General features: G+C 36.8%; 15 protein-coding genes. 9 read left to right on the forward strand and 6 right to left on the reverse strand.

Annotated elements, in window-relative coordinates:
• Window positions 1-17: 17 nt before the first annotated feature.
• The 5 genes from QZL88_RS08610 to QZL88_RS08630 form a co-directional block, all read right to left on the reverse strand.
• Window positions 18-875 (reverse strand): hypothetical protein, encoded by an 858-nt coding sequence (locus tag QZL88_RS08610; RefSeq protein WP_296940127.1) that lies wholly within the window; start codon window positions 873-875, stop codon window positions 18-20.
• Window positions 876-877: 2 nt separating this feature from the next.
• Complete coding sequence (locus QZL88_RS08615; RefSeq protein WP_296940129.1) at window positions 878-3,082, reverse strand: HEAT repeat domain-containing protein; 2,205 nt, start codon at window positions 3,080-3,082, stop codon at window positions 878-880.
• Between the two features lie 78 nt (window positions 3,083-3,160).
• Complete coding sequence (locus QZL88_RS08620) at window positions 3,161-4,714, reverse strand: DUF6850 family outer membrane beta-barrel protein (RefSeq protein WP_296940131.1); 1,554 nt, start codon at window positions 4,712-4,714, stop codon at window positions 3,161-3,163.
• Between the two features lie 25 nt (window positions 4,715-4,739).
• Window positions 4,740-5,990, reverse strand: coding sequence for a DUF4876 domain-containing protein (locus QZL88_RS08625; protein WP_296940133.1), 1,251 nt, complete (start codon window positions 5,988-5,990; stop codon window positions 4,740-4,742).
• Window positions 5,991-6,016: 26 nt separating this feature from the next.
• The gene (locus tag QZL88_RS08630) at window positions 6,017-8,887 is read right to left on the reverse strand and encodes a TonB-dependent receptor (protein ID WP_296940135.1); all 2,871 of its coding nucleotides are present in this window, start codon (window positions 8,885-8,887) and stop codon (window positions 6,017-6,019) included.
• 288 nt (window positions 8,888-9,175) lie between these two features.
• On the opposite strand from QZL88_RS08630, the gene QZL88_RS08635 reads away from it, so the two are divergent.
• The 4 genes from QZL88_RS08635 to QZL88_RS08650 all read left to right on the forward strand — a co-directional run bounded on the left by QZL88_RS08635 (window position 9,176) and on the right by QZL88_RS08650 (window position 11,045).
• Window positions 9,176-9,541, forward strand: a complete 366-nt coding sequence (locus QZL88_RS08635) for a DUF1304 domain-containing protein (protein ID WP_296940137.1) — start codon at window positions 9,176-9,178, stop codon at window positions 9,539-9,541.
• A gap of 98 nt (window positions 9,542-9,639) precedes the next feature.
• Window positions 9,640-10,119 carry a glutathione peroxidase gene (locus QZL88_RS08640; protein ID WP_296940139.1) on the forward strand — a complete coding sequence of 160 codons (480 nt, stop codon included), beginning with the start codon at window positions 9,640-9,642 and terminating at the stop codon, window positions 10,117-10,119.
• A gap of 3 nt (window positions 10,120-10,122) precedes the next feature.
• Window positions 10,123-10,554: a pyrimidine dimer DNA glycosylase/endonuclease V gene (locus tag QZL88_RS08645; protein WP_296940142.1), complete on the forward strand. Its 432-nt coding sequence runs from the start codon at window positions 10,123-10,125 to the stop codon at window positions 10,552-10,554.
• A 26-nt stretch (window positions 10,555-10,580) separates the two neighbouring features.
• Window positions 10,581-11,045 carry a TspO/MBR family protein gene (locus tag QZL88_RS08650; protein WP_296940144.1) on the forward strand — a complete coding sequence of 155 codons (465 nt, stop codon included), beginning with the start codon at window positions 10,581-10,583 and terminating at the stop codon, window positions 11,043-11,045.
• Between the two features lie 137 nt (window positions 11,046-11,182).
• Here QZL88_RS08650 and QZL88_RS08655 read toward each other — a convergent pair whose 3' ends face one another.
• Window positions 11,183-12,181, reverse strand: a complete 999-nt coding sequence (locus QZL88_RS08655) for a LacI family DNA-binding transcriptional regulator (protein WP_296940146.1) — start codon at window positions 12,179-12,181, stop codon at window positions 11,183-11,185.
• A 360-nt stretch (window positions 12,182-12,541) separates the two neighbouring features.
• On the opposite strand from QZL88_RS08655, the gene QZL88_RS08660 reads away from it, so the two are divergent.
• The 5 genes from QZL88_RS08660 (at window position 12,542) to QZL88_RS08680 (ending at window position 20,716) form a co-directional block, all read left to right on the forward strand.
• Window positions 12,542-14,518, forward strand: coding sequence for a VCBS repeat-containing protein (locus QZL88_RS08660; RefSeq protein WP_296940148.1), 1,977 nt, complete (start codon window positions 12,542-12,544; stop codon window positions 14,516-14,518).
• Between the two features lie 6 nt (window positions 14,519-14,524).
• The gene (locus tag QZL88_RS08665; protein ID WP_296940149.1) at window positions 14,525-15,427 is read left to right on the forward strand and encodes a dihydrodipicolinate synthase family protein; all 903 of its coding nucleotides are present in this window, start codon (window positions 14,525-14,527) and stop codon (window positions 15,425-15,427) included.
• Window positions 15,428-15,695: 268 nt separating this feature from the next.
• Window positions 15,696-17,339: a DUF1735 domain-containing protein gene (locus tag QZL88_RS08670; RefSeq protein ID WP_296940151.1), complete on the forward strand. Its 1,644-nt coding sequence runs from the start codon at window positions 15,696-15,698 to the stop codon at window positions 17,337-17,339.
• A gap of 17 nt (window positions 17,340-17,356) precedes the next feature.
• On the forward strand, window positions 17,357-17,515 hold the full coding sequence (locus QZL88_RS08675) for a hypothetical protein (protein WP_296940152.1): 159 nt from the start codon (window positions 17,357-17,359) through the stop codon (window positions 17,513-17,515).
• 42 nt (window positions 17,516-17,557) lie between these two features.
• Window positions 17,558-20,716, forward strand: a complete 3,159-nt coding sequence (locus QZL88_RS08680; protein ID WP_296940154.1) for a TonB-dependent receptor — start codon at window positions 17,558-17,560, stop codon at window positions 20,714-20,716.
• The last annotated feature ends 3 nt before the right edge of the window (window positions 20,717-20,719 follow it).

The following is a 20,719-nucleotide window of genomic DNA, read 5'->3' on the forward strand; positions in this document are numbered from 1 at the left end:
AAAAATCAAACGTCTATTTATTTTGATGATCTATGAAAATCCTGAAGTAATTTGAAAGATTGTACAGTGCTGTCTGCATTCAGATATTTATTACGCAATGTCTTATAATTATCCAGAATATGCACACCTTTATAGTAAATAACCGAATCGACTTCCGCTGTAGGAACATGGTCTTTGGGATAAGTATAGACAAAGTTCCCCATTTCGGGCATAGAATATGTAGGTATTCTGAATGCGTTTCTTTCCACAAATTTACCAGTGGATTCAGTTTCCAAAAATGCATTAATAAAGAAGTCTACAGCATAATCGGGATAGCCAAAAAGATAGCCGTATCCTCTCCAACGCTCAAATTTGTCACTGCATTCAATTGTACTGACAACTACATTAGGATCAGTCCCCGGTACTAATCCAAACTGGCCAAAAAATTCTTCTTTAGCTTTCAATAAGCTGTCCAGTGAACTTTTTCTAACAACACTCAATTGCAATATTCTATTTTTCTTCTGAGGGCTTTGATATGGAATAAGCACTAATTGAAGATCAGGGATGCTCGATTTGTTTATAGCTTTCACAATCGCGTATAACCGATCCAGATATTTTCCATGAATAGATCTGTCCAATATTTTAGAACTTGAGACCTTTGTACTATCATTATTCGCTATCGGATAATTGAATGTAACCAACGAGCTCATTGGCTTTAGATCCCCTAACAATGTAAACAAAGCCTCATTGTCAAGACCAACCTGTAAAACTGAATCTATAAAATGTTGTTCGTAAGAATCGAAAACTATATTTGCCAATGGCTTTACTCTTTGTGAACTACATCCTACAAATATGGTAACAAGCAATGTCAATAAAGATATTGTGATATATTTCATTTTTATTTAGATTTTAGTCTGTTTATACTTTTAGTTGTTTCATTGATTAAATCGCTGTCTTTTTCAGTAGACAAAATTTCGTTTAACTTTTTAATAAGATATCCTTTTCTATATGAGTAGTTAAACCATCCCAGTGCTTCTATCGTTACAGAACGGATTGCTTTTTCGTTCGCAGTATCAGCAGCAATTGACAATAGCGTATCTATACCATCCGATGCGGGCTGGTTACGAAATCTTGTTATATCAAAGATTCTGTTCTTCGCCTTTTCCTCCGTGTTGGTAATCAATGAAAGGCTACTATTCTTACTTTTCTGTGCAGATTCTATATCTTTCAGCGTTTTGTCCAGCATATCACGGCTGTAAAATGGTCTTCCTGCAGCTTGTAATTCTAATTCTGCTTTCAGTTTCTCGAGATTGACCATTCTTAGCCCCGATGAAATTTTAAAGTTTATACGTTTTGAAGTATTATCGTTCAATATAGCTTTCGCAAGAGATGGAATTAGCTTTTCCGACCCGTTCTTTACAATATATTCTGCTGCGTAACGGCGGGTTAGTTCGTAGCTGTCGGACATGGCAGCAGCTAAAACCTCAATAAAATCATCATTGTCTATTCTCGATAATAACTGTAAGGCTTCAAGTCTTACAACCATATCCTGAGATTGGAAATAAGTCTGTTTCAACAGATCTGAAATGTTTCTGTAATCGTTATCAAAAAGGACACGTAGTGCTATTGTTTGTATATCTGCATCTGCTTCCGATAATGCTTCCTTCCAGTATGCGATATCATTCTTATGGATTGTAAGCGCTTCATTGATATTCAAATTCGAATTCAGATTCTTCGCAAAATGATACGTTGGATCTCCGATGATATGTGTTTCAAGAAAATGGACATATTTCCCCCATAATCCGATGCGAATACCACTGTTTAGTAAGCCTAAAAATTCATCAGGCCATTTATCCTGAATAGTATTTACTGTATTTCCTTGTGTAACGATGGTTTTACCACTATTAAATAAATATGCGCCGGCAATGTATTCATCCTCATAGAACGACCCGTTGTAGCAGGCATCAAACATCACAAAACGTGCATTAGGTGTTATTTTATAAATATCCCTTACCAGAATATCCAGAGAATCATTCAATATGGAATCCTGGGCAAGTATTGCCGGATCAAATGCCTCCTCGCACCAAGACCGGGGAACATCTAACGATTTCATATAATACTCAATTGTCTCTTCTTTATCCTTTCCTTTTTTTACAGCTCCGGAGATTTTACTTCGTAGATACAGTTTTATGTTTTCTTTAGATGTATTTACATCGCTTCCCTCTTTATATCCGTTTATATACTGATAATCATTCGATCCATGATGATGAAATAACATTACATCTAAATCAGGGCGTTGAACCTCATTCAGCCAATAAGCTTTCATTGGCCAATAAGAATCGAACTCCATGAATTTCACAAAATTATTTGCAGCAAATAAATTAGGGAATTGCTCCTTTAGTGCAAGTTGCTCTCCGGACCATGCTACTCTCGACTCTGAATTGTATCCATGTCCTCGTGCTACAGTCAGATTATCGATAATATTACTTTTTTCAGAAGAACGTATATCTACTACTTTTTGTAGATAGGCTCGCAACTGGCTGTATTTATCCGTTTTACCGTTTTCAAGAGGTTTTATTCGTGCTGAATAAATATTAGAAGAAAGTACTTGTTCCGAGTCTGCCCGAAGTGAGTAATAAAAGTATAAAGGTTTTATCGAATCTTGTTTTAGATAATCGAATTTTAAATCAAAATCATCGTAAAACCTGTCAGAAGGCACACTCGACTGTTGCCAGTTTCGTTTCTGGTCCATTTTGAATGCTGAGGTTAAATGCTGGGCATCGCGTAGCATCGCAATTGGAATATCTCCAACCAGAACAGTACCCTCCAGTGGTGCTTTTTTATCATTATATAGTTTGATTAATATCTCGCGTATCTCATCAGGCTTGGTCCATGTATGAGATATTATATATGTACCTAATCCATCATTCTCGATGATCTTCTTATATTCGTCTACTTCTTTTTTAGCTTCTGCATAGCTTTTACTATCAATTATTATTGCAAAAGTTGTCTTCGTATTAATTGATGGCTTCACAATGCTTTGCCCGCATACTATGCTGGATAATAGCAAACTAATGGCCAATAACAAATAAGTTTTTTTCATCTCTATTTTAGTTTTTTTGATCTTTATAAATGAAGTAAAGGAAATGAAGTGATTTCTTCATTTCCTTTACTGAATTATTTAGAAATTACATCCTATTGATATTTGTAATCGATTTCGATTACCAAACTCATAAGAAGTAGCTTTCGTATATCTAAATTCAGCCTTAGCAAACAAATTGGCGAGCATATCTCCTTTTATCTTTTGTGAATATGTTAGATTTGCGCCCAAGGAATAAAAGTTGGAATTAAGATAATCTGTATCAGTCTGTTCAAATTGGGTAACAACTATATATTCAGGATGGCTGCCATTGTAACTGTATCCTCCCGACAGATTGTTATTATAACTATAGTCAGCACCCAGTAACACTCTTCTCTTTAATACATCATCTGAAAGAATAAAATTCTTTTTTATTCTGAATTGAACAATAAGATTTTCGGCATTTTTTTCAGATCGCGGAGTAAGATAGACATCTTCTTTGTTTGTATATTTCACTCCAATTCCGAATTTCCAATTATATTCCAAGTCTCGGTCAATTGTAAAATCATAATCGAGCGATGCTTGTTGAAGCTTATACTTTGAGCGTATATCTTTATATATAGTTATATATCCACTCTGATTCTCAGTATTATCATATTGTGTTATAGCTTCAATTCCGTCTATTTTCTTATCTGCATAATTCAGGGTTAAATAGTGAGTGGTTTTATTGAGCCGTTTATTCAATTGCAACTTACCACTCCATATTTTACTCTTGACTGTTGCATTTTGTTCAGGCGATGTAAATGATATTTTTACATCCTCTACTTTATAATTATAATTTGATGAAAATAGCAAATTGAAGAATCCCTGATAATTATACTGAAATCCTCCCCCAACGCCATTTCCCTCATAATTTGTTGTGCGCCCGGATCCCAGTCCCCTGGTAGCTGTCCCCAATCCATACAAAGCATAGTAGTTCTGATCTACATAGACATTCACATTGGACATATTCGACTCTTCCTTTAATGTTTGGAAATCAAAATTTGCACCTACGTGATGGTTATTATTGATAGAGTATACAACTCCCGGTTTCACCTGTAATATATAGAAGTAGTTTTCGGTGCGAATATCCCGTTGCTTGGCTCCACTAGCTGCATTGTAGCTACCTTCTAGCCCCAGGGACAATCTATTCCATATTTTAGGTGTCACCACTTTAAATTGTAAATCGTAGATCTGATTGTTCCACTTACTCATATTAGTATCTGCAACCATATATGGCATATCGCGGTACGGATCAATAATAGAAGCATTAAATAGGGCATCTTTAATATTAGAACGAGTATAGTTAAACTTACCCCAAGCATATACATTTCCCACAAATACAGCTCCTTCAACATCAAACTTGAGATCATTGATTTTCTCTCCTGTTTGTGGACGATGGAAACCACCCGAATGAGAATCGTATGAGAATTTTACCTCCGCGTAATCTATCGGTTTATCCAGTAACAAACCGGCGGCATTATTTGTATACATCCATTGGCTTCTATCCTTGAATGTTTCAAATGCAGCAGGAGTGTTTATTTTATCTTGTCCGTACGCAACCATTGAGAATGCAAATAGGATAATTGCCGAAACAAGTTGTTTAATATTCTTCATCTTTTTCTTTTTTAATCTTCAATCTTTATTTATTGGTCAACGTATGATTCCAACTTGGCATCTTTGATCCATAACGTCTGAATTCAGGAACCACTCCTCTATCGAAGTCCTCTGTACTATTATTGAGGTCTTGCAAAATAGGTGTCCCATCTTTATGCTCTCCTATTTTTTTACGAGCCACTCCCTGTGAATTATACGTAGCCCCAACATATGTCATACCTTTGTCTAGCGCTGCCGGAACACGTTTAGCTGTCAACATACTCTCATTATGTCCTGCTTCTACTGCATCTATAACATAGGTTATCGGAATTTTGGCATACAATTTGGTCGCCGTGACAGATAAATCCTTGGTTCGCATAGACAGATCATTTACAGGGTCGTAAACATCCCCCGCAAGAGGTTTAAAAATAACGTATGCTCCTCCAAAGACAGATGTCAAATATTGAGGTAAACTTCCTTTTGTCTCTAATCCGTCATAGAATACATGCGTCATATCTATGGCTGGCTGATCCGGATAATTCGCGTTATCCATATTGAACTCAAATTCAGAGGAAAATCCATTTATCGGGGAGTTCGGATTATACTGAGGCAGCTGGTGGTTAGCAGCAAACTGAGAAATAACACACGATTCTCCCGGTGCCAGAGGGTAATCTGTCCCATTTCCGGGAAATTTCCATACACGTTCTGCATACACATATCTATCTCCATCTTCTTCCGGCCATAGAGGAAGTTTTGTTGTAGCTGTAAGTGGGGCTAAATTGGCAAAGTGGACTCCATCGAGATATATTATCTGATCTTCAGAGTTGTTATATATTTCGTAAAATTGATTTCTAAAATAGAAATTTGCAGTACCTGCATAGAATATTTCCTTAAACATCAAATCATTCTTACGCAATCCATTTACAGTTATATCTATCGTAGCTCCGTCTTCAACAACCGGGAAGTTTACTTTATTTCCATTCAATAAATAAGTATCATGGGAATCATCGATAAACTCTCCGCTTACGTCAATCTGATAAATGCCCGGAATAACTTTCAATTGCGTTATTGAACTTTCATTAAGTTCGGAGGTATAGACAGTACCGTATTTTACATTTTTAAATGTAATAGTAAAACCTTCGTATGAAGTTACTCCGGGAACTAAGGACTGTACACTAATCTTCACATCTATTTCGCTAACTTCCCCTGCATCGGATGCTTCTTCAAAAGAATTGCATGCCATAAATAAAAGCGAGCTAAATAACAGGATATATGCTAGTATGTTTTTTGTTTTCATCTTCTTATTACTGGTTTATATTACTTTTACAATGTTAGAGATAGTTCCATACCAAAAAAGAACTGTTGCTGTTGTTTCCTATTCCTGTAAGTACTAGGTTCCCGGTTAGATCTAATTTTGTAATAAGTTCGAAACATATTATTGGCAAAGAATGAGACCCGCATATAATTGCCTAATTCCTTCGTTACATTTATATTAAATGTATATGCAGGAGGATAATTCTCTCTGATATAGTATTTATCATTAACCTGTCGGATTAATGGCTTAAATTCAGCTTCATCTTTCCTACCCGGATCAAAATCATATACTAATCCATCATTCTTCGATATATATTTTACGGGAATAGAGTCGTTTCCGTAATTGTACCATTGCGATTCGTTCCAGATAGCCTGCGCTGTCAGAGTAACTACAAAACCTATTTCAGGAATATTGTGCGTGGCTCTCAATGTAGTAGTAAATCGCTGGTAGTTATTCTTTTCCATTCCTTTCTCATACAATGCTATATGAGTCCGGTTTTTCTCACCCGTTCCGCTATTACCATCAAAAAAGGTATAATCGCTCGAATAACTTTGATTCCTGATCCACATACCATTTATAGAAAATGCAGTCCTGATAGCATCAAAACGTCCCAAGTTCAGATCAAATTCAACTCCTTTAGCTTTAGATTGTATATTATTAGTCGGTGTATAATATTTTGCTAAAACAGGTAAGGCCTCTGTTTGTACAATCTCGTCATTAATCCTTTGGTAAGCATAATAGGTGACCGGTTTGAAACTATTTATTGTTGGAGACATGGAGTAACCATCTTGTAGTCTGTCAATGAAGCCGGTTACTGATAAGGTAGCTTGCTTTATATTTAAGTCAAAACCGACCTCAGCTTTTTTACTTTTAGCTATTTTCAGGTTTTTATTCTGCGTATCGAATACGCGCGTAGTTGTAATATATAATCTTTCACTTTCAGGGATAGCCTCATTGCTTAACTCATCCATATTTACATATTCAAAATATGCTAATTCGGGATATAGAAACAGGGTGCTCGGGGCTTTTGCTGTTACCCCATATCCTCCCCGGATAGAGAGTTTTTGAGGAATTATTTCGAAAGAAGCATTTACCCGGGGAGAGAAAACTTCTTTTACTACCGATATTTTATCATATCTGAGTCCTCCGGTTATCTGAAGTTTGTGGTTTCCAAAGCTGTATCTAAAATTTTCTTCGGCAAATAAGCCTAATTGTTTAACATAGGGAATATCTTTATAACTTCTTGGTCGGAAAGAGGCATTTGGAGCACTTAGATTCCTATAAGGAGGCTCTGTCTGGCTAAAAGTTTTACCAGCTCCTTCATTTCCGTCAGTTTTGAAATCAGCCCCGACTAAGATAGTATGGTTTGTATTTCCCAATCGCTTAAAGAGAGTACCCATCAGTTTAGCAAACACATTCACTTCTTTTCCTTCTATATCATATCTACCCTCATAACTAGCAGGCAGTTGTACTGCATATAAATTAGCATCGGCATTACTGAAGTTTGTAATTTTATTACCATTATTGTCAAAAATATCGACTCCGGGTCTGTTAGACAAAACAGTTCCGTCATTTGTCGTCATCGAATAGGGAGATGTCGCATTTGTATACAATTGGGACATATAACTCTTTTTGGATGTATAAGAGGCAGATACAACATATCGTATATTCGACAACCAAGGGGTAGCGATCCGTAAGATACCATTCGTATTAAGGGTCCCGCCAATGTTATCTCCTTTTTGATGCAACTTGGTTATTTCATCGTCGGGATTCTGCCTTCTTCTATCAGCACCATAAACAAAATCAATTGATGTATTTGTAAACAATCTATCAAAGAACCGATTAGAATAAAGAACTTTAATATTACTACGTTCGTAAGTTTGATATGATTCTGTAGGATCATTGGTGTTATGCGCATAATCTCCACTTACATTTAATGCACCTTTATTACCTCCCAGATTGAATCCTGATGCAGCAGAAAATTGATAAACATTTGAATTGGTCTTGGCTGCAACTCGTAGAGGTTGATAACCTGCTTTTGAATTTATAATAACAGCACCGGAGGTGAGGTCGCCATATTGTACAGAAGGAATACCCCTTATGATCTCTACCGATTCTATATTATCAGTAGAAATCAGCCGTAGATCCGTTCCGCCGGTTGGAGGACTACCACCGGCTAAAGTTGTTGTTGCTCCGGCTACAGAAGGACTCATTAACTGCAAATTAGCATTATTAGAGATAGGTGAGCCATCTTTGATAATAGATAAACCAAAAGTATTCATCATAGAAACTCCCAAGTTATCGGCCGAGACTTCTCTAATTTTAATCTGCTTAGCATTTGTCAGATCAGGATTAGATGTCAGACCTCCCGGCAGTAATGATGCAATATCTGATAAGTTAGTTGCCTGAAGGTGATCAATCGCGTTACGGGATATGAAAGATGCTGTAGATTGTCCGGCTTTGTTATTAGTGGCAGTAACAACTACTGTCGATAATCTGAAGTTCTCTTTTTTCAATGTAAATGATAATGAAATATCTTTATTGACGTCGAGCAATGTGTCAATCTCGAGCATACCTACGTACTTGGCTCTAAATCTTACTTTTCCGGAAGGAATATTCTGCATGGCAAAATATCCATCCTCATTAGTTACTGTCCCCATCGCATATTCAGGAATAGAAACCGTTACATATTCCATCCCTACCAATTTTTTTTGGTCACTTTCCTCGAGAATTTTTCCGGAAATACTATATTTCGGACTTTGAGCATTAGCAAAAGATATGCAAGAGAAAAAGAGGAAGAGAATGGAAGCTATGATTTTGAATGGAGAGTTTAATTTAATCCAAATATTTTGGATATTCTTAATCTTTATCTTATTCATTTTTTTATTGTTATTTTCACAAAAATTAAAACACCATGCAAAATTCGTTCTTTCTTTTATCTATATAAATACCTAGAAATTGCGATTTATAATATAAAATATCATTATTTATAGCTATTCGACCGATAGCATTTTTACTATTTAACATAAAATGAAAAGAAAAATCAGAAAAAAGAAATGAAAAAAGACAAAGATTGTAAGAATCATCTTGTAAAATAAATCTTTTGAGAAAACATTGTATTCCCTAAATATATAACTTCGTATAGTAATATTTAAAAAACAAAACTGATGGAAATATTATCTAAAATATTAATAGGGTTTGTCGCTCTTGAACATATCTATATCCTTTGGCTTGAAATGTTTGCATGGACAACAAAAGGGCGCAAGACATTCAAAAGTATACCGGATGAATTATTCGAGAAGACTAAAGGTTTAGCAGCAAATCAAGGTTTGTACAATGGCTTTTTGGCTGCCGGACTTATCTGGGCTCTGTTGATCGAGAATCCCGGTTGGAGCCAAAATATAGCATTATTCTTTCTTAGCTGTGTAGCTATTGCAGGCATTTATGGAGCGATCTCTGCTCAAAAATCAATTTTCTTCAAGCAAGCCTTGCCTGCTCTGATCGCAATTGTTGTTTTATTATTGAAATGTTGAAAGTTTATGCATGAAACGAGTAAAGGATATTTCAATAAAAATCACCACAGTCTAATCTAAAATCGTTTGAGATTGTTGTATATGGTAAAACAAGTATTATGAGTATATATGATTTTACCGTAAAGGATAGCAAAGGCAATGATATTCCGTTATCCAACTATAAAGGAAAGGTGCTACTTATTGTTAATACCGCTACAGCATGTGGCTTCACCCCACAATATAAAGATTTACAGGATCTATACCTTAAATACAAGGATAAGGGCTTTGAAATATTGGATTTTCCGTGCAATCAGTTTGGGAAGCAGGCTCCCGGAACAAATGATGAAATTACCTCCTTTTGCGAAATGAAGTATAAAACGACATTTACCACATTTGGTAAGATTGAGGTAAACGGAGATAATGCCGATCCTCTTTATAAATACCTGAAGCAAAATAGCAAAGGCATCCTAGGGGATTCTATAAAATGGAACTTTACTAAGTTCCTGATCGACAGAGAAGGAAATGTCATCGATCGCTATGCTCCGATAACTAATCCGTCAAAGATTGCCGGGACTATCGAAAAACTCTTAGCAAAATAATACATGCGGTTATGGTCTTTACATCCTCAGTATCTTGACTCGGCAGGGCTTAATGCCTGCTGGCGTGAAGGGTTATTGGCTAAGAATGTACTCTTGGGCAATACAAAGGGATATACGAATCATCCTCAGCTGATTCGTTTTAAGAATAGCCCTGATCCGAATTTTTACATCGATGCTTTCCTTACCGAAGTATACAAAGAAGCTATGAGAAGGAATTTTTCATACAGTAAAGAAAAGATTCGTATGATTGAGAATTTTTCTCCCATCCCTGTAACTAAAGGGCAATTGGAATATGAATACGAGCATCTGAGGCGAAAACTTCAAAAACGAAGTCTGGAGCTTTTAGAGAAGTTACCTGCATTGACTGAGTTAAAACCGCATCCTTTATTTGAAACAATAGAAGGAGAAGTTGAGCATTGGGAGATCATAACATAACAGTAATAACAAGAATTAATATTCATATGAGAAAAATTTTATACATATCACTTCCTGTAATTATCTGTTTCTTTGTCGGATTCACAGCCAGTTATTTTCAGACGGAATCTATACAGACATGGTATCCGACATTGAATAAACCGGAAATAACTCCGCCCAATATAGCTTTTCCTATTGCTTGGAGTATAATATACCTATGTATTGGCATTTCTATTGGGCTGATATTGAACTCAAAAGAAAGGAACAAGAAATTTCTCACCTCATTATTTGCGGTTCAGTTGTTCCTTAATTTTACATGGAGCATTTCATTCTTCTATCTGCAAAATCCTCTTTTAGGTTTTATCAATATTATCTTGTTGGATCTGGCTGTTTTATACTACGCTTTCAAATGTTATCCTGTGCAGAAGGTGAGTGGAATATTGTTTATTCCTTATATTCTTTGGTTGTCCTTAGCAACATACCTGAATGCTTATATCGTGATATACAACTAACGGAGATCAATCCGCCTATAAAGTCTCTTTAATAGAAACTAAGCAATTATTAGATTTTTCACATCTGATATTTATGGCTGAGTACTTTTTCTTTTCACCCAATATCCGAGGCGATTTTCATCAATATAGAGGAATAATTAATCAAGTTTTTTTATTGCAGGAGGGTGTAATGTTATTGTTTCGATCATCTGATATTTAGAATCAGTTATTTGATCGAATAATAGCATTAAGGCTTTTTCACACATAATATCGAGAGGTTGCTCTATCGCGAAAAGACTAATATAAGAGAATTTACACTCTTCGAATAAATCGATACTGGCATATTTCAATTTTTCTAAGACCTTACGGGATTTCAACGATACCAAGGACTGCCTCCCTGTTTTACTCGTAGCGAAGAATATAGAATCAATACTGTTTTCCAATAAAATATCCAGTGCATTATCTATATTTTGTTCAAAATCATCTAAGCCCACAAACTGTACAAGATCGTCAGCAGTTTTTATTCCATATTTGCTTAAAGCTTCTTTATATCCCTCATATCGTGAAATTACATTTGTAAAATTCTTGTTATGACCGATTAAACCAATTTTGCGGCATCCTTCATTTATCAAACGTTCAACCAATAAATAGCCAGCTTTAAAGTTATCCATCATTACAGTATTTAATGGAACTTGCTCGGTTTCTCGGTCTATCACTACCAGAGGCATTTTATTTTCTGCCAATTTTGTTAAAGCTGCAGCAGCTCCCATAGGAGGGACGACAATCATACCATCAACAGATTTGCCGATAAAGACATCACACAATTTTTCAAATTTTTCATCTGATTCGTCCGAACTGGCAAAAATTACCTGATATTTCTCTCTTGTCGCTATATTTTCTATATGACGAGCCATTTTAGAAAAAAATGGATTTGATATATCAGCGACAATCAGCCCAATCGTTTTTGTCTTCCTTGTACGCAAACTCCGGGCGGCCATATTAGGCGTATAATTCAATGCTTTAGCCGTATCCCTCACCTTTTCTGCCAGCTCTTTACTTATACGCACCTCTCTTTCTTTTCCATTCAATACAAATGAGACTGTTGAAGGTGATATATTTAAAATTTCAGCTATTTGTTTAATTGATGCACGAGCCATGTTTTTGCTTTGTTTTATCGATTTAGCAGTTGAACAACGGTCAAAGATAAAAATATTTTGTGTAAAAATAGGTTGTTATCCGCGGCAAACAAAGTATAATACATATTTACTATCTTCTATAATAGAATAATGTAGAAATATGCCGAATATTTTTATGCTATAATGATTTAGCCAACCTTATTTAAACTAAAGTGCACAAAAAACTACTATTATGATTATATTTCGAAGCAAATATTCTTCATTATACCCATATAACATAACAATGTTAAAAACAAAAAATAATTTGGCTAAAACGTTTTAGTTTTATATGTTTGTATTAAAATCTTAATATAACTAATACCTAAAGCTAAGTCTAACAACATGAAAAACATTCAAAAATATAGATTTTCGAGGCACAATTTCTTTATAGTGTTTTTATTTTGGATGTATTCGGGTTCAATTATCGGGCAAGAAAACATCCGCGTAAAATACAACAATCCCGACCTGTCTGTCGACATGGGAGGTGGCCTATGGGGAACTCCGATCCCTGTTGATTACGATGGGGACGGCGTAATGGATATAATAATTTCTTGCCCGGACACTCCATTCCGCGGGTTATATTTCTTTAAGAATATAGGTACCGCTGACAATCCTTTTTTTGATGCTCCACAGCAGATATCCACAGAGGCTTATGGCAATACACAGGCATCGTATGTCAACGGAAAGCTTTATGTAATGAATCCTGCAAAACTATATAGTGATTTCAAAAATAATTTGATGAATAATCCTCAAAAAATAAAATATGATATATATCCTGGCCATGATATGCAAAAAGCAAGGAGTAATATGTGGTCTATGGTCGATTTTGATGGTGACGGGGATCTAGACATTGTTACAGGAATAGACACCTGGTCTGAATATGGATGGGACAATGCCTACAGTAAAGAAGGAGTCTGGCTGAATGGCCCATTACGAGGGTATATGTATCTACTTGAGAACAAAGATGGTGAATACTTGAATAGGGGACGAATTATGGCTGGTGATATCCCGTTGGAAACATATGGTGCACCAGGTGCTAATGTAGCTGATTTCGATGGAGATGGTGATCTGGATATCATTTGCGGTGAATTTTTGGATAAGTTGACATGGTTCAGAAACTCTGGAACAAGAAAGAACCCTAAATACGAAAAAGGACAAATATTGCTGGATAACAAGGGTGACACTATGCGGCTGCACACACAAATGATAGTTCCTGTAGCTGTCGATTTCAATAATGATGGCCATATTGATTTAATAGTCGGAGATGAAGACGGACGGATTGCTTATATAAAAAACACAGGCAAAGTAAAAAACAAAATGCCGATATTTTGCCCGCCTGTTTATTTTAAACAGAAAGCATACTATTTAAAGTTTGGAGCATTAGTATCCCCATTTAGCGCCGATTGGGATGGAGATGGACTTGAAGACCTAATTTGCGGTAACTCAGCAGGGAATATTGCCTTTATCAAAAATTTAGGAGGTAAAGATATCCCTAAATGGGATGCTCCTGTTTTATTGAAATCAAGAGGAAAAGAAATCCGTTTGATGGCTGGGAATAATGGATCGATACAAGGTCCGGCTGAAGCTAAATGGGGGTATACAACACTATCTGTTGCTGATTGGGATAATGATGGCAAGCCCGATATTATCGTTAATTCTATATTCGGTGAAATCATATGGTACAAGAATAACGGAGATTTACTTAATCTGGAAGGGCCTTACCCTGTTCTGGTAGATTGGGATACGACAAGCATACCAAAACCTGTGTGGAACTGGTGGAATCCAAACCCCAATACATTGGTTACCCAATGGAGAACTACACCTGTGGCTATCGATTGGAATAAAGATGGCTTAGTAGACCTGATAGTTCTCGATCAGGAAGGATACTTGTCTTACTACGAACGATTCGACAAAAACGGAGTTTTATATTTAAAGCCCGGCAAGAGAATCTTTTACATGGAAGATGTTTCTGAATATGATCCCAATAACAAGATGGTAGGGAAGAATACTTTTCATCTAAGGCTTAACGCATTGGATGCCGGTCGTTCAGGCAGACGCAAATTATGCTTGACCGATTGGAACAATGATGGCCGTCTCGATATTATTGTAAATAGCAAAAATGTTTGTTTGTTCGAAAACATCCGACAAGTTGGCGATACTGCATATTTTGTAAACAAGGGCGACCTATCCGACTACAAACTTGCAGGCCACGATACAAGTCCAACTCCCGTAGACTGGGATAAAGACGGGATTTTCGATATTCTTGTTGGCGGCGAAGATGGACATTTCTATATAATTAAGAACACATTAAAAAAATAAATTATTATGCAAACCACTTATCATGGAATTATTCCGCCACTGGTAACCCCTCTGCTCGACAATGATACACTAGACATCAATGGTCTTGAGAAGTTGATAGAGCATGTAATAGCCGGAGGGGTACATGGACTCTTTATTTTAGGCACAACAGGCGAAGCTCAAAGTTTAAGCTTTGATTTACGGGCTAAAATGATAAAAGAAACTGTTCGCATATTGAGGCATCGTTTACCATTGCTGGTAGGAATTTCTGACACGTCAATTTCCGATAGCATCAGCCTGTCTCACATTGCGAAACAGGCTGGTGCAGAAGCTGTAGTATCGGCCCCTCCTTATTATTATGCCACCGGGCAGCCGGAGTTGGGTGAATTTTATGAAGCACTTGTAGAGCAATTACCTCTGCCTGTTTTCTTATACAATATGCCTATACATACCAAGGTTTCTTTTGCCCCATCTACTGTAAAACAGATAGCACAAAATCCCAAAGTAGTAGGATTCAAGGACAGTTCTGCCAACGGGGCATATTTTCAGGCAGTAATGTACGAAATGCGTGGACACAAGGATTTTTCAATATTTGTTGGACCCGAAGAAATGACAGCAGAAGCCGTACTATCCGGAGCAAGCGGAGGGGTTAACGGAGGAGCAAATATATTCCCTGAACTTTACGTAAGGTTATACAATGCTGCTTCCAGAAAAGATCTGGATGAAGTGAAGAAATTGCAGGAAATAGTGATGCAAATCAGCTCGATTATTTATACACAAGGTGCGTTTGGCTCCAGTTATCTTAAAGGAGTAAAATGTGCGTTATCCGTATTAGGCATTTGCAACGATTACCTCGCCCCTCCTTTCAACAGATTTGGAATAGAACACCGTGCAAAGATAGAGCAGGGATTGCATGAAATTGCAATCTGACAAATCTAATATATAAAATACTATGAAAAAGATAATCTTGAGGAGACAAATATTTTCCCCATATAATTGAGTCTCTTGAATATCTTTTGAAATTACAACAAAAAAATGTTCATTAGTTCGCTTATTTCTAGATTATTCTGTCATTTAAAATCAGAGTAACCAATTGTTTTTCAATATAGAATATTAGTGAAGATGAGCATATCGAAACCGACTGATTTTTTAGCCGGATGGGCTTTGTATATATAAATTATAAACAAAATATACATATATGCGACCAAGAATATTTGGATTATTAGGACTGATTATCATTTTATTATCGGTATGTTCCGGCACAAATAATAAATATGGTTTATTAGATAAAGATGACTTTTATTTATCTGATACACTTTCCTGTGAAATAAAAACAATTCTTTGGTATTCAGCAAATGCAGATACAACTATTATTGTAGACATATACAGGTCAGGAGAGATAAATGAGGATGTCCATGTAAATATAAGCATCAATCCTGATTCCTCAGATAGAAAGATTGAGAATGCAAGATTGGATGCGAAACCAAATATATTCAAATATTCTGCCCTGCTTGCCTCTGATTACTATAGGTTGCCGGGATCATATCTGTTTAAGAAGGGAGAACAAAAATGTTCGATAGCACTTCTTGTTAAAAAAAATGCGTTATTAAATAATTGGGATGGAGCATTAGAAAGTTATATTTTGCCGGTTACCCTCTCCCCATCTAGTCCATACGCCAATATCAAATCTTCAACAGCAATGGTTGTTTTCAGCAGAATGAAAGCGCCCGGAACGGTTATTGCTCATATTCCGGCTAGCGAAAAAAAGTTTATTGGATCACCGAGTATTTGCATCATGCCCAATGGCAACTATATAGCATCTCATGATGAGAATACTGTTGTAAATCCAACAACCAATAACATTACGCATGTGTACAGATCTGAGGACAAAGGCAAGACCTGGGCTTATATGTCGAAAATAACCGGGCAATTTTGGTCTTCCGTATTTGTTTATCAGGGCGATTTATATATACATGGGCCTGATAAGGTCGCCGGCAAACTAGTCATCCGTAAATCTACTGATTACGGGAAAACATGGACAAACCCCGATAAGGATACCAATGGTCTTCTTCTGGAAAGACGTATCAGTGGAGCACCTACTCCGGTTATTTTTCATAAAGAACGGATATGGAGGGCAATAGAGGATGCTTCTTTCTCTGGTAATAATTCGGAAGGGAAATGGCGATATCAGGCAATGATGACTTCAGCTCCTATGGGTTCAGACTTATTAGACGCCTCTAATTGGACTACTTCAAATACTTTGCAATATGACAGCACATATTTAGATGGAAAATTCGGAGGTTGGCTCGAAGGAAATGCGGTTGCCGGACCTGATGGAAAACTGCATAATATCCTTAGAGTGGAAGTCCCTGTTGGTTGTTATCAATACGCCGCATTGGTCTCAATATCTGATGACGGAAAAACAGCCTCATTCGACCCACATACCGGATTTTTCAGGATGGCAGGAGGAGCCAGCAAATTTACAATCAGGTATGATGAACTAAGTAAGAAATATTATACTCTCACTAATTACAACTATGAAGAATATACTGATATAAGACCTACCAGAATAAGAAATGTACTCGTATTGATGAGTTCTGATAACATCCGTAACTGGAAAATCAACAGAATATTACTCAGACATTCGGATGTAAGGAATGTCGGATTTCAATACGTCGACTGGCAGTTCGATGGTGAAGATATCATTTTTACTTCACGAACGTCATATCCCGATGAATTTGGGGGAGCGATGAACTACCACAATGCAAACTACCTTACATTTCACCGCATTTTCAGATTCAGAGACACAAAAGAGACCGATCTCAATCGGAATACTACTTAAACACTAAATATATAATTATGGAAAAGAAAACTCATTTAAAACTTTGCGATGAAGACGGATCATTATTCCCAGAAAAAGATAATGGTTTTGGAGCAACGGTAAACAACACAAATGCATTGCCGGAAACACTGAGAAACTACCATTACAGTATCTCGAAACAAAAAGAGAGTCTGTAGCTACACCTTCTGTAAGATACGATTTTATGAAGAACTATTTCTATGAAAAATACAACAAAAAACAAAAGAAAACAAACCCGTATCAAAGTCTATTTGATATGGATGATAGTATTGGGCGGAGTATTTCTAGCGACTGATTTGCCGGCTCAGAACAAAAAAAGTCCGAATATCCAACAGGACAATAAACATAAGATTTCGGGAATTATAAAGGATTCTGAAGGTATTCCTCTGATTGGTGTTGCCGTAGTAGAGAAAGGCAATCTTAAAAATGGTACCGTAACCGATATAGAAGGAAAATTTGATCTTATTATTTCCGGAGGTGGAACTATTATCTGCTCATACGTAGGCTACAAAACACAAGAAATCATAGTCGAAAGCCCGATTCTGGATATTGTTATGGCTGATAATGTAGAGACACTTGCCGATGTCGTGGTAGTAGGGCATGGTATACAGAAAAAGGAAAGTATCACTGCGGCTCTTACTACTGTTGCGACAAATGAATTGATAAAATCTCCGGTAAGCAATGTCAGCAATGCATTGGCAGGTAGAGTACCGGGATTGACGATGATTCAGAAAAGCGGAGAACCAGGCAAAGACCAGTCTACAATGCGGATAAGAGGTATTGGAACATTATCGGATCAATTGAGCTCTCCTCTGATTATTATAGATGGAGTAGAAAGGGAATCTATGGATGCTATAGACATGAACGAAATAGAAAGCATAAGTGTGCTGAAAGACGCCTCTGCAACAGCCGTATATGGGGTAAGAGGAGCCAACGGGGTAATCATCATAAGTACCAAAACAGGAGGAGAATCGAAACCGGTAGTCAGTTTTAGTTCCAATGTAGGGATACAGCAATTGGCCAATTCTCCGGCTTTTCTCAGCAATAGTAATTATGCAAGGCTAAAAGATGAGGGACTTGAAAATGATGGCATGGATAAAGTGTTCACCGATATGTATGACAAGTTTGATGGAAGTGACCCTATATTTTTTCCAACAAGGGATCTTTACAGCACTTTTATAAAAAAAACATCACTCAGGCATCAGCACAATGTAAACATAACAGGGGGTACAAAGATGGTTAAATACTTTGTTTCGCTGGGTTATATGAGTCAGGAAGGGCAATATAACACGGAGGGTATTGAAAATCTCAATATTGGTTTTGACCCGAATCCGCTCTACGAGAGGTATAACGTTAGGGCAAATGTAGATTTGGATATAACCAAAGATTTGAGCATAAGTGTAAAGCTGGGAAATCAGTTATCATACGCAAATTATCCCAATCAAGATACAGAAAGCTTATTCCTTTCTTTTCTGCAAACTACCCAGCTGTCGGGTGGTGGAATTTATGATGGAAAACTCGTAAGTGGCTATTTAAACGACCCTATGGGAAGTTTTCTTCCCTCAAGGACATCTTCTCCTGCTTTGTTCCTGTTGCAAAACGGCGCAAATAAACAGAAATCGAACACTTTGAACCTAAATATCGGGGCAAAGTATAAATTAGATAAATTGACTAAAGGCCTGTCCATCAGGGCAATGTTTGCATATGATAATTACTATACTAAATCGGAAACAAGAAGTAAGGAAATTGACCGATATAGTGTATATAAAGATCCTGAGACAAATGAAAATAGATTAATACAGACTCATTTTGCTGGAGAATTTACAAACTATAATGTAGGGACTACAAATAACAGGATAGATTATTTTGAAGCTGCAATAGATTATGACCGAGCCTTTGGTTTATTTAAGGTAACTGGCCTTTTCCTATACAATCAACGGAAAAGACGGAACCCTACTCTTTTATATAATGTACCCGAAGGACTCCAAGGCCTGGTAGGACGCGCCACAGTATCGTATGCAAATAAGTACCTCGCCGAATTCAATATCGGTTATAATGGTTCTGAAAACTTTCCCGAAGGGAAGCGTTTCGGAGTATTTCCTGCATATTCGTTAGGATGGGTACCTACAGAAGAGGCTTTCTTCCCTAAGAACGAAATTATCAATTATATAAAAATAAGGGGATCATACGGGGAAGTCGGGAATGATAAGATAGGAGGCAGCAGATTCCTTTACTTGCCATCTGTCTATTCATACACCTCAGCTCCGACCTACAATTTTGGGACTTACATGGTAGATCAACTACAATACTCTGGTGCAGTAGAGGGTAAGCTGGGAAATCCGAATGTGACGTGGGAAAAGGCTGTCAAAAAAAATATAGGGGCAGATATACGCTTATTCTCCGAAAACCTGACTATCAATGGGGATTTGTTTAAAGAAGACCGTGACAATATATTGATAAACAGAGCTACTATCCCTACTATAGTAGGAGTGACCTCCCTTCCTGCTATAAATATGGGAAAAGTAACAAATCACGGGTACGAACTCAGCGTCCGTTGGGATGGTAAAGTTAGAGACTTCACATATTATATAGGAGCCAATTATGCTTACGCCAAGAACAAAATATTGTTTAAAGATGAGGCTAACGCCCTGTATCCATGGATGATGCAAACCGGATTTTCGGTAGGACAACTCAAAGGCTATAAAACTTCAGGTTTATATAACTATTATTACGAAACCGAAAGTCGCCCATATAACAGCTTCTATGGGAATAAAGTACAGCAGGGTGATATAAAATATATAGATATCGATGGCGATGGTATTATCGACCAAAATGATGTAGTACCAATAGGATACAGCACATACCCAGAAATCAACTATGGGATAACACTAGGAGCCCAATGGAAAAACTTTGATATATTCATTCTTTTCCAAGGTGCTTCACATAATGCCCTTATGCAAACAAGTTCCATTGGATGGGCTTTCGATAATCAATGGCGGCAGACCCTCAACGAACATCTGAACAGGTGGAATCAGGAACGTTTCGATAACGGGGAGAAGATAACGATGCCAAGGTTAAGCAGCGACGGATCTCAAAGCCCCAATAGTGTTACTTCCGACTATTGGTTGCATAATGCAGACTATCTAAGATTGAAGAATATAGAAATTGGATATTCTTTTCCTTCTAAATGGATATCAAAAATGGGTATATCAAGCTTCAGAGCCTACGTAAATGGAAACAACGTCTTTACTTTCACTAAACTTAAAAATTTCGACCCTGAATATTCGGGGTCAACATCAAGAGGAGAAACATATCCATTGATCAAGGTATTCAATTTTGGAATTAATCTTAAATTTTGAAGA

The sequence above is a fragment of the uncultured Dysgonomonas sp. genome (assembly GCF_900079725.1).
Taxonomy (GTDB): Bacteria; Bacteroidota; Bacteroidia; order Bacteroidales; family Dysgonomonadaceae; genus Dysgonomonas.